Annotated in this window: 7 protein-coding genes; 1 reads left to right on the forward strand and 6 read right to left on the reverse strand. The window is 50.7% G+C overall.

The features are described from left to right. Positions 1-136 precede the first annotated feature (136 nt). Positions 137-2,272, forward strand: coding sequence for an EAL domain-containing protein (locus OCU43_RS19545; protein ID WP_091360163.1), 2,136 nt, complete (start codon positions 137-139; stop codon positions 2,270-2,272). 313 nt (positions 2,273-2,585) lie between these two features. On the opposite strand, the gene serB is transcribed toward OCU43_RS19545, so the two are convergent. The 6 genes from serB to OCU43_RS19575 all read right to left on the reverse strand — a co-directional run bounded on the left by serB (position 2,586) and on the right by OCU43_RS19575 (position 11,091). Beyond that, positions 2,586-3,812 (reverse strand): phosphoserine phosphatase SerB, encoded by a 1,227-nt coding sequence (serB, locus tag OCU43_RS19550; protein WP_091360165.1) that lies wholly within the window; start codon positions 3,810-3,812, stop codon positions 2,586-2,588. 150 nt (positions 3,813-3,962) lie between these two features. Next, a complete protein-coding gene (locus tag OCU43_RS19555) occupies positions 3,963-4,709 on the reverse strand; it encodes an efflux RND transporter periplasmic adaptor subunit (RefSeq protein ID WP_091360167.1) in 747 nt (248 codons plus the stop codon). Beyond that, positions 4,706-6,700, reverse strand: a complete 1,995-nt coding sequence (locus OCU43_RS19560) for a preprotein translocase subunit SecA (RefSeq protein WP_091360169.1) — start codon at positions 6,698-6,700, stop codon at positions 4,706-4,708. The genes OCU43_RS19555 and OCU43_RS19560 overlap by 4 nt, the downstream gene beginning before the upstream one ends. After that, complete coding sequence (locus tag OCU43_RS19565; protein WP_091360172.1) at positions 6,693-8,837, reverse strand: hypothetical protein; 2,145 nt, start codon at positions 8,835-8,837, stop codon at positions 6,693-6,695. Before OCU43_RS19565 ends, OCU43_RS19560 begins: the two co-directional genes overlap by 8 nt. A gap of 34 nt (positions 8,838-8,871) precedes the next feature. Next, the gene (locus OCU43_RS19570; RefSeq protein ID WP_091360173.1) at positions 8,872-10,695 is read right to left on the reverse strand and encodes a GAF domain-containing protein; all 1,824 of its coding nucleotides are present in this window, start codon (positions 10,693-10,695) and stop codon (positions 8,872-8,874) included. A gap of 90 nt (positions 10,696-10,785) precedes the next feature. Beyond that, positions 10,786-11,091 carry a DUF3467 domain-containing protein gene (locus OCU43_RS19575; protein WP_091360175.1) on the reverse strand — a complete coding sequence of 102 codons (306 nt, stop codon included), beginning with the start codon at positions 11,089-11,091 and terminating at the stop codon, positions 10,786-10,788. Positions 11,092-11,127: the final 36 nt, after the last annotated feature.

The following is an 11,127-nucleotide window of genomic DNA, read 5'->3' on the forward strand; positions in this document are numbered from 1 at the left end:
AGCAACGAGCGACGGCTCTTATCACCTTCAAGATAAGCTACGAGCTACTGTTTTTTAACAGCCTTCCCGCTGACAGATCAACTCAAAGCGGATACACTCAGAGATCCATAGAGTGTTTTAACTGCAGAAGAAAACCATGAGCGGACAAGCAGCAACAGGCGCGCCTGATGGCCTGTTAAAAAGGATTATTTCTGAAAAGCGACAGCGACTGCGCAAAAATGTGCATATCCTGTTTCTCGGCCTGACCGCAGAGGAAGCGGATCCGATAATCACACTGTTACGGGGCGCACGTCTCGCCCCCAGAGGCCAGCAGGCACAGTCAGCCGAAGAGTTTCACCAGGCCCTCAGCGAACGCTCCTGGGACCTGATCCTGAGCCCTCAGGTTGAAGGCCAGTTCGGCGCCAAAGAGGCGGTACAGATTCTTCACCGGCTGAACAAAGATATCCCGATTATTCAACTGGTACCCAAAAGCAACAGTCAGGCCCTGCTGCAGGGGCTGAAGGCCCGGATGGCAACGGTGATCTCGCTGGAGGAGCAGGAGCTGTTGCTGATTCAGATTCGCAGACAACTGGAGCACCTGGAAAACCGGCGACGTCTGCGCATTGTTGAGGCACAACTGGCCGAATCTGACAAGCGCTGTCAGCAACTGGCAGAACTGTCAAAACTACCGGTTATCTATCTCACCTCTGATCTGGTAACCCTGTATAGCAACCCGGCATTCTCTGAGTTGTTTGGTCTGGATGACAATAACGACCAGCAGTATGAACCGCTGGATAAGTTCACCGTATTAAAAGACCGTGATCTGTTAAAAACAGCACTACAGGACGCTCTGCAAAGTAACAGTCACGGCGTTAAAACCGAGCTGAAAGCACGCCGTGTCGATGGCACAAACTTCCAGGCGCACTTCAATATCCAGCAGACGCGTTATCTCAATCAGGACTGCCTTCAGGTCATTATCAGCCCGGAGATCAGGGGCAATGAAGAGAGTTTCGAAAACCTCGACCCGACCACCCGCCTGTTTGATGCCAACTACATTATAAGTGCCCTTGAAAAAGCCGTTCACCGGGCACTCACCGGTGGATCGGACTGCCATCTCCTGTATATCAGATTTGATAATTACAGCGCTCTGCAGTCTGAACTGGGGACCAGCGGTTGCGATATCGTATTGGCAGATGTCGCCGAGTTAATGCAACAGAAGATCAACAAAACCCATATTTGCGCCCGCCTGGAAGAGGATGTATTTGCCATTCTGTTCCATGACCCCAGCCCCGATAAAGCGATGAAACTTGCCGACCTGCTGTGTCAATCGATCGCGCAGCTGAATATTGATGTCACCGGCAGCAGCGTACAGACCACCTGCAGCATCGGGGTCTGTTCAATCAATGATAATGCCCCCCACTACATCGAGTTGATAGACCGTGCCAGAGTTGCTGCAGATGAAGTGCTTAACAATGGTCAGCGGGGTAACGGCGTCAAACTGTTTGAACTGGCAGATGAAGATCATGATGATATCGATGATTCATCGATCAAAATGATCGTCGATGCACTGGAAAACGACAAGTTCCGTATCCTGTTCCAGCCCATAGTCGCCCTCGCTTCCGCCAATGGCTGGGGTAACTATGAAGTCTTCCTGCGCTTGCAGGAGAACGAGGGTGAGGAGGGCTTATCGCCCAACGTTTTCCTGGCGACCATGGACAACGCCGATATCAGTATCCGAATCGATCAGTGGGTTATTCAACACGCTTTTGTCCGTGTCGCAGAGCAACTCAAGCAGCATCAGCGAAGCCGGTTATTTATCAACCTGACCACAGGCTTTTATCAGGATGCAGATGCTCTGAACTGGATTGCAGATCAGCTTAAGGAACACCGTATCCCAGCAGAGATGATCGTGTTTCAGGCCAGCGAGTCGGACCTGAGTACCAGCCAGGTACAGGCCGAACAGTTCCGCTTTGGCCTGAAAAAGCTTGGCTGCAAGTTCTGCATCAAGCATTTCGGAGTGTCTGAAAACCGTGAGCTGCTGCGCAAAAAACTGAAACCCGATCTGGTTAAACTGGACGGTTTCTACATCCAGGATCTGAGTAATTCATCGGAATCAGACAAAGCCTTCGCGGCCCTGATTAAAGACCTGAAAGGTTCGGGCATCGGCAGTATCGCCCCGCTGGTTGAAGACACCCGTCTGATGGGTAAACTCTGGAAACTGGGGGTCGATTATATTCAGGGCTACTACCTGCAACCCCCTGCCGAAGACATGACCTACGATTTTTTTGAATAGCATGAAAAGCCGTGGCTAGATCGCGGCTTCTCTGATAACTTCAGATCGCCGCTTCGCGGCTAGCTAGTGGTTAGAACGTCGCTTCGCGACTGCTAGAAAAAGCATAAAAGGCCGTTGCTAGATCGATGCTTCGCATCTTGCTTGTGGCTCGACGGAAACTTCGTTTCCTTGCTCGAAGAAGCGTATACATTCCCACGCGGGAGCGTGGGAACGAGTGGAATAGCTTGCCAGAAGGCGGGGCTTTAAGCTCTTGATTTTTCTAGCAACTAACAACTAGCGAGCGGCGAAGCCGCGTCTAGCGACTTCTTTGCTTTTATAACGTATCCCGATCCCGGAAGCCGATCAGGTAGAGAATCCCATCCAGCCCCAGCGTTGAGATCGCTTGCTTGGCGCTTTGGCGTACCAGTGGCTTGGCACGGAAAGCGATGCCCAGGCCAGCGATGGAAAGCATCGGCAGGTCATTGGCTCCATCGCCGACGGCGATGGTCTGTTCCAGACTCACGCCCTCTTTCTCGGCGATTTTGCGCAGCAACTCGGCCTTACGCTTACCATCGACGACGGTGCCGGTAACGTTGCCGGTGACTTTACCGTCAACAATCTCCAGTTCGTTGGCATAGACGTAATCGAACCCCAGCTTCTGCTGCAGATAGTTACCGAAGTAGTTAAAGCCACCTGACAGTATCGCGGTTTTAAAGCCCAACGCCTTAAGCTTTGACACCAGCTCTTCAACACCTTCGGTAAGCGGTAAACTGTGCGCGATCCGTTCGAGAACGGACTCGTCCAGCCCCTTCAGCAGCGCCATGCGCCGTTTAAAACTCTCGGTGAAGTCGATCTCCCCGCGCATCGCCGCTTCAGTAATCTCCGCCACCTGCTCACCAACTCCAGCCTCTTTGGCCAGTTCATCAATCACTTCCGCTTCAATCAGGGTAGAGTCCATATCGAACACCACCAGCCGACGATTACGGCGATAGATATCATCCTTCTGGAAGGCAATATCCAGATCCAGGTCGCTGGCAATACGGAGAAAATCTTCACGTAACTGGGCCGAATCGGCCGGTGCGCCACGAACGGAAAACTCAACACAGGCGCGGGTCTTTTCGCCACTCTGTTCCTGCGAGGCTGCATCAAGAGACACCCGCCCCGACAAGCGACTGATATTATCGATATTCAGACCGTGGTCGGCAGCGGTCTGGGTAACCTTACCGATATGCTCAGCGGTGATCTTACGCGCCAGCAGGGTAATAATATGGCGCGACTTACCCTGTTCACCGACCCAACCGGTATATTCAGCTTCGGTGACCGGTTCAAAGCGGATATTCATATCCATCTCATGGGCTTTAAACAGGATATCCCGAAGCAGACTGGACGCTTCGGCCCGGGCCGGAACACCGATCAGAATCCCCAGTGACAAGGTGTTATGGATAACCGCCTGGCCAATATCGAGAATATCGATCTCAAACTGGGCAAGAATACTGGTAATTGAGGAGGTAACGCCCGGCTTGTCCTGGCCGGAGATGTTGAGCAGGATGATCTCTTTCATGACCTATTCGCATTGCGTGCTAAAGATGGGCGGATTATACCATCGCTATAATTTATTGCTGTTAAAGATCGAAACGGATAGTGGACTTTATACCGAAAGAGGCAGAACCTCAGCAGCGTTAAAGTCCACGTCATGAAGCTCATGGTGACCTTAAGGGTTACTGACCGGCTGAACTGAACAACGGATACCGGCAGGAATTTTATTTCCAGGATTCGGCATCACTAGCTGCACCCGAAATGTACCACTGGCGGAATCAATTAAAGGATCGACAATAACCACTCTGGCGGAGCTGGCAGCCAGCACATCAGACTCAGGCTTGATCAGAAATTCCTGCTGCAGCGAAATTTTGCCAAAATAGCTGGAGGGTAATAGCAGATCCACATGCAGTGGGTCTAATGTGGCCAGTGACAAAATAGGGTCTGTCGTCACGTACTCGCCCTCATTGTTGAAACGGTTAACAACGACACCGTTAATGGGGCTGGAAACCTTGCGCAGCTTAAGTTCCTGCTGCTTTAAACGTAGCTCAGACTTTGCAATCAGCACCTCTGTTTCAATTTCATCGCGCTCATTTGCGGTCAGAATATCTTCGTCATACAGGTCCTTGTTGCGCTGCTGCTTTCTTTTAGCGAACTCCGCTCTTACATTTGCCAGTTTAACTGCCTCCCTTTCTACACCGGCTTTTAACTGGAATAACAACTGACCCTTTTTAATACTGTCACCCCGTTTAACCTGCACATCATCAAGAACACCGGTGACGGGTGAACTTATCTGTACTTTCTCACTCGGTTCTAACATGCAACCCAGCGTTGACAGGGTCAGCTCTTCTGCGTGAGCAGTGTCGAACTGAGTGAAAATAAGGCCTGCAGCAAGCATCAACATGACATGTTGTTTGTTCATTTTTTATCCCCGGTAAATGCCAGCGTCCGCTGACGCTGCGTATCTACTTTTATGAGTTGCATACGCTGTCGGTAATGACTGCGCGATAGTTTGTTCTGGCAACTCAGCTGAATGCGATAACCCAACCGATGAGGCAGCTTGATGCCGGTCGTGCTCACGGCCTTTAAAAACTTTCTCAGCAGCGGACCGGCCATCCGTTTAACCAGTTGATCCTCAAATGATAAGATCTCACTGACACAGCCAGGATCCCCCTGGCGCGCACTTCGCCCAGCTAACTGCCGGTCTATCCGGGCGGCATCCTGCAGCTCGGTAATAATGACATGTAACCCTCCTGAAGCCCGTGTTTCTTCAGTCAGCTTGATATCTGTTCCCCGCCCGGCCATGCTAGTCGCCACCATGACGGCTCCGGGATGACCGGCGACAGCGACGATCTCCGCTTCCTCTTTATCCTGGCGTGCGTTTAATATCTTATGCTTGATAGACTCGCGGGTCAGCACCTCGCTGATCGCTTCTGATGATGCAACCGAGTTTGTACCGATGAGTATCGCTTGCCCCTGTGACACAAGTTCATGGGTGAGTTGTGCAACCCGCTGCCACTTTTCCGCTTCCGTCAGATACACTTCACGAAAGCCTTTCTTTCGCTGGCTTTTTTTCAGCAGGGGGATCGTTTCACTGCGCAGGCGATAAACATCCAATAACTCTCCGGCCACCTCACGGACGGTACCGGTCATACCGCATAGATGATGATACTTTCTGAAAAAGTTCTGATAACTGATCTCTGCATTGGTTTCCCTGGGCTTGGTCAGTTCACACTTCTCTTTCATTTCGATCATCTGCTGCAGGCCTTGCCCCCAGCTGCGTCCGGGCATGACACGACCGGTATACAGGTCGACAATCTGCACCGCACCCTCTTCATCGATAATGTAATCCCTGTCCAGATGGTAGACATGCAGGGCCGACAGAGCCTGTTTCACCAGCGGTTCACGATAAAAGCTGCTATTCCACAGACCATCGAGCGGTTCACAACTCTCAATTAATAACGCATGACCAGCCGGAGTAAGATGAATCTGAGAGTTTTCATCCTGTTTAAAATGGATCTCTTTTTCATACTTTGCGGCAATATCCATGGCGGTCTTCAACAGGCGCTCTTCCCGTTGACCAAACTTTTCCTGGCCGGAAATAATCAGTGGTGTTCTGGCTTCATCAATAAAAACGCTATCGGCCTCATCCACGATGGCAAAATGTAAACCGCGTAATAATAAATTGTCTGACCAGGATAAATCCCCCGTCAGTAACGATGCCTGCTGAATGCGCGTTGTTTTTCTATGAGCCAGTACCAGGCTGTCTTTCAGAAAATCAAAGGTAAGCTCTTTATTGCTGCAATAGCAGATATCACAGGCGTAGATCTGCCGCCGTTCCTGTAACTCCTTTTCATGAACAATAACCCCTACCGATAACCCCAGAGCCTCATACAGCGGTAACATCTCTTCTCCATCCCGTTCCGCAAGGTAATCGTTAATGGTCACCACATGCACAGGAATGCCAGCAAGTCCCGCAGTCGCAGCAGCCAGCGTCGCTGCCAGAGTTTTGCCCTCCCCCGTTGCCATCTCGGCAATTCCGCCACGCAGCATCGCCAGTGAGGTCCTGATTTGCGTATGGTGATGGCGCATACCAAGCACCTGGCCACTCACCTCCCGGATAACGGCAAAGGCTTCGATAATGGTCGCTGTACTGATCCCTTCCAGGCGCAGTGTCTGACGAATGCTGATGAGTGCCTGATCAAGTTCATCAGCGGTACAACGCTCAAGCGCTGCCGAGCGTTTAAGTATTGAGTTGACGATACGCTCGTTGCGCCTTAACAGCCTATTATTGAGCTTATTCGCAAGCTCTTTTGATCGCTTGAGAAAGGTATCGAGGCGATTACTGTCCTGCCATTTATACTCGTTACGTAAACCGGCAATCACCGGCTGTTTACTCGCATACTCAGACACTGAAGTACTCCAGGAAAGTACGACGCACTAAACGATAGAGCCGGTAGATGATCGCCTCAGGCGGGTGCTCAAACTTCAGATGGATACGTTCATCAACATAGACTGAGGGAAAATGTTCAAACTCAAGCGCAACGATGAAGTATCGCCTCAGCGCCTGAGGGGTATCTGAGGCGCTGGAAGGGTCCATAATAATATCTCCCCCGGCCGATTCCGTCAGTATTCCACTCACGGGCTCTTTTGTCGCAGCAGGAAAGACAAACCAGCTCTGCGGCTTCAACCGGGTATTCAGATCAGATGTTTGCAGGGCAAATACCGCTTCAGATCTGTCCCGAACCAGCTCAATATCGGCTTCCGGTACCATTCCTCGAATCGAAATATCATTATCGGTTATGACATAGCCGATCAGATCGCCCCGCCGCACAAATCTCCCGGGAAGGTCTGCAGGATTTCTCAGAGACCAGGTTCCGTCCGCCTGAGCATATAGATTTAAGGACGCGAGCCTTGTTTCGTTCTCTTTCAGTTCCGACCTTAAACGCGACAATTGATTATCGTATATCTTTAACTGAACCGGGTCGTTCCAGACACCTTGCCGTTCGGCACTTGCCTCTGCGAACTGCTGTTGTAACACTAATTGCTCTTTACGCAGCTGAGGGTTAGTGCAACTGACCAGCAAGTCGCCCTGATGAACAGTGACACCTGAGGGTTTATGTAACTGTTCCACAAAACAGCTCTCCTCAGCCAGAACACGACGCTGCTTGTCCATCTGCACCACACCTTCAACACTGGTGGTCAACGGCAAAGGCAGTACGCATAACAGCAGCAATACGATGCCGGCAGTCACTGGAATCATCACTGAAGGACTCCGCCGTCCCGACCGGATATCGGAGTCTTGCCAGGCTTTTTTCAACAGTTTGAAGTTTGGCACAATTAATGTCCCAACCAGCGCCCATATCGCCAGGACAATACCCACAAAGAAATATTTCTGTGCCACAAACAGCACAATGGTGACCATCAGGAACATGCGATAGATGTAGGAGGCAAAACCGTAAACAAACAGCCAGATCGCTTCGCGCCGGTCATACGCGGGGGAGGCCAGGCCACTCACTCCAAACATAAACCGCTTGGTCAGCCATCCCCAGTATTGATTAGCACGCTGCCCCAGGTTGGGAATTTCAACACAATCCGCCAGTATGTAATAACCGTCGAACCTCAGTAGCGGATTGCCATTCACCATGACGGTGGATAATCCGGCGATGAAAATAACGTTGTAAGCAATAGATTTAACGATGCCGGGTTCAGAATTCACCCAGATAAACATCGCCACGGCAGCAATAAATAACTCAACAATAATCCCGGCTGAGCTGACTAAAATACGCTGTTTCTTATCAGCGAAGGCATTGGTTGACGAGGCATCGACATAGGGCATCGGCAGGAGTACCAGCAACATGACGCCCAGCTCATGAACTTCGCCACCACCACGCTTTACGCAGTAGCCGTGTCCCAGTTCATGTAAGAGCTTTATCACCGGATAAACAAACCATAACAGTAGCAGGTTATCCGCCGCTAATACCCTGTCAGTCACGTTGGACGTTAACTCATCCCAATGCTGGCCAACCATCACCAGCATGCCAATCACCATTACACACCAGACGCATAGCGCAGCCATGGAGAATAGTGGCTGCAGATATTTCTGCGTTGCACTTAAAAAACGTTCGGGGTCGAGCAGAGGGATCTTAATTGATAGTGGCGACTTCAGCTTGGCCATCCAGCGTGTTCTTTCGGCTTCTTTTCCCCGCTCAAACAGTTCACTGATATCACCACTGGTATCCATGCTGACCAGGTTGGCCTGATAGAGACTGGCCAGCAGCTGCAGCATCTCTTCGTGGGTCGGCATCTCTTCACCCAGCCGCTGCGACGATAACTCCCATAGCCGGTCGATGGTCCGTTCACCATTCATCAGGCCCACGATCAGATAAGACTGCGGCGAAAGGCGGCGTACCTGACCGGTCACATGATCTTCGAGGACATACCAGCGTCGTCCTCTGTAGCGGTGTGCATTGACCGTCACATGATGACGCAGGTGGGGCTTCAGTTCGGCAATCTGATACCAGTCGCTGGAAAACAGGTTAGCGCTCATGATAACTCCGTGTCAGTCAGCTGATACAAGTGCACTATCCCCAGAAACGCCACAACCAGAGTTTCATCCAGTCAATCAGACCCCGAGTCCAGATACTGATTAGCAGACGGTCGTCAACATATATCTGCGATACACCTTCAAGACCAACGCGTAACATCTCATCCCGGTTTTCAAAATCGGCTTCCACACGATAAACAGTTGCCCCCTCAATCACCTCCGCCATGGGGTTTATGCGGGTGACGTTGAAAGAGAACTTCTGATCAGGCAGCGCAGACAGCACCAACTGACCAGTTTGCCCCTGACGGATATCATTGATACGAAACTCATCGACATACATCGCTAATCTGAAATCGCTACGCGGTGATAACTCAAATAACACATCGCCCTGACGAACCAGCGTGCCTATCCGCTGACTCAGGTCCCCCGACACAATCAGAGCATCAAAGGGAGCCTTCATTGCCGCTTGCGATATCTGGTATTCGAGCAGCTCTATTTCAGCCCGGGCTCGCTGACTCTGGGCCTTATTGATCTGCACTTGTGTGCGCTCACTTCGCGCCAGGGCCTCTTCATACTTACGCCGGGATGTTGCTTCCTGATTTACCCAGCTCATCAGCTGCAAGCGCAATTCGCGGGTATCCAGTTCGGCTAACAGCTCTCCCTTTTTCAGGGTATCGCCTGCCCTCAGCGTAGCTTTCTGTAAATAACCATCATAGGGTACGACGATAGAACGTAACTCAGCGCCCTCAATAACAGCATCCGCGCTGATGTTATAGTGCCCCGGCATCAGACTAAAAAAGATCGATAAGAGCAGCAGGCAAAACAGGGTAATCTTGCGCCCCAGATGCCCCGGGCCCAGCAGAAGACTCAGTTGGTTTTTAATGCTTCGGAAAATGTACGCATACAGAGGTAAACTGGACTGGCGCTTTTCTTCAAGCACTACCCCGACGAAATTAGTCAGTGCTTCTGCCGTCAGTTGCTCTTCACGGGTGAAAGGGTGTTCTGAGGGGCGGTCGAAAAGCACCGCACCATAGCATGACTCCTTATCCACCAGCGGGACCGTCATCAGTGCTCGCTGGCCTTTTTCACTGGCTAATTGACTGTGCGCATGGGTGACGCGATTATGATCATCCAGCTCGGGCCATAAAATGGATTCTTGCTGATCGACAGCTTCCTGCATCGCCTGAGTTGTCAGTTTCACCAACTCATGCTTTTTACTATGACCACTACTATCTGACTGGGAATGAACCTCTAACTCAGCGTTTTTTACAAATCCCAGGACCACTCTCTCAGCATCCAGGTTTTGTCCCATCAGATTAACAAAACGCAGCGCCGCATGTTCAAAATCACGTTCGCCGAGAACATAAGCAATACTGTCGATGACAATATGCTGACGCTGATTATCCCGGGCAACCACACTTAACAGGTTGCGGGAAAGGCGTAACTCAAGCCATCCGGCACAATATTCGATCAGCGCCAACGCTTTATGCAGCTCAGTTTCATCCTCGGCACTGAGCATCAGGGTGACAACCGCCCGCAAGGCACCATCAACAAAAACAGGGTAACTGCCAATATGATGTTTACCATCATTTAAAGGCAGGATGAGCGGCTGCTTTTTTTTCAGGGTCTCTTCCGTTGCATCCAGTAATAACTTGTCCTGCCCCCCCTCTTCAGGCCAGACAGCAACCGAGTGAAACTGTCCACTTTGCGCTTCATCGGCGACGACTAATGCTACACGTACCTGAGGCAGTTGACTGCACAGCCACTCCAGCCAGGTAAAATGCCAGTTCTCATGATGGGTATCCAGCAACCCATTCAGTTGCTGAACAGAATCCGGCAACGAAGCAGTTATCACACCCATAAATACATTCTTTGTTATCTCTATAAATATAAAAATGCCCCGGTATGTCAAACATACCGAAGCGTTCAGACGTCAGCCAACTCCGGTTATTTAATTTCTATTGATGCCGGCATCATCGAGGGTACCAAAACGCTTTTCATACTCCTCCACGACGTTGTTTAACAGCAGTGATAAACGCTTAGCAGCAAAGGGGCTAACGATAATACGATCTGTCAGCTCGATACCCACCTCTTTCTGTCCTGCACGCCAGGCCTGGTTAGTGCCAAATAACAGAGTCACTTCCTCGCGTGTGCTCGAGACATTACAGACATTTGCGTAAGTGCTACGCATTTTGCTGTCGTCCCACCGGATTTTAGGTCCACTTGCTTTTTTATTATCTACAGTATCGCCAGACATCTATGTTCCCCAATATTTTCCGTTTGAAAGATTTAA

The sequence above is a fragment of the Amphritea atlantica genome, from assembly GCF_024347255.1.
GTDB lineage: Bacteria > Pseudomonadota > Gammaproteobacteria > Pseudomonadales > Balneatricaceae > Amphritea > Amphritea atlantica.

Coding starts and splice junctions, on each gene's coding strand:
- OCU43_RS19545 (WP_091360163.1), top strand. CDS start 137: ATGAGCGGACAAGCAGCAACAGGCGCGCCTGATGGCCTGTTAAAAAGG.
- serB (WP_091360165.1), bottom strand. CDS start 3,812: ATGAAAGAGATCATCCTGCTCAACATCTCCGGCCAGGACAAGCCGGGC.
- OCU43_RS19555 (WP_091360167.1), bottom strand. CDS start 4,709: ATGAACAAACAACATGTCATGTTGATGCTTGCTGCAGGCCTTATTTTC.
- OCU43_RS19565 (WP_091360172.1), bottom strand. CDS start 8,837: ATGAGCGCTAACCTGTTTTCCAGCGACTGGTATCAGATTGCCGAACTG.
- OCU43_RS19570 (WP_091360173.1), bottom strand. CDS start 10,695: ATGGGTGTGATAACTGCTTCGTTGCCGGATTCTGTTCAGCAACTGAAT.
- OCU43_RS19575 (WP_091360175.1), bottom strand. CDS start 11,091: ATGTCTGGCGATACTGTAGATAATAAAAAAGCAAGTGGACCTAAAATC.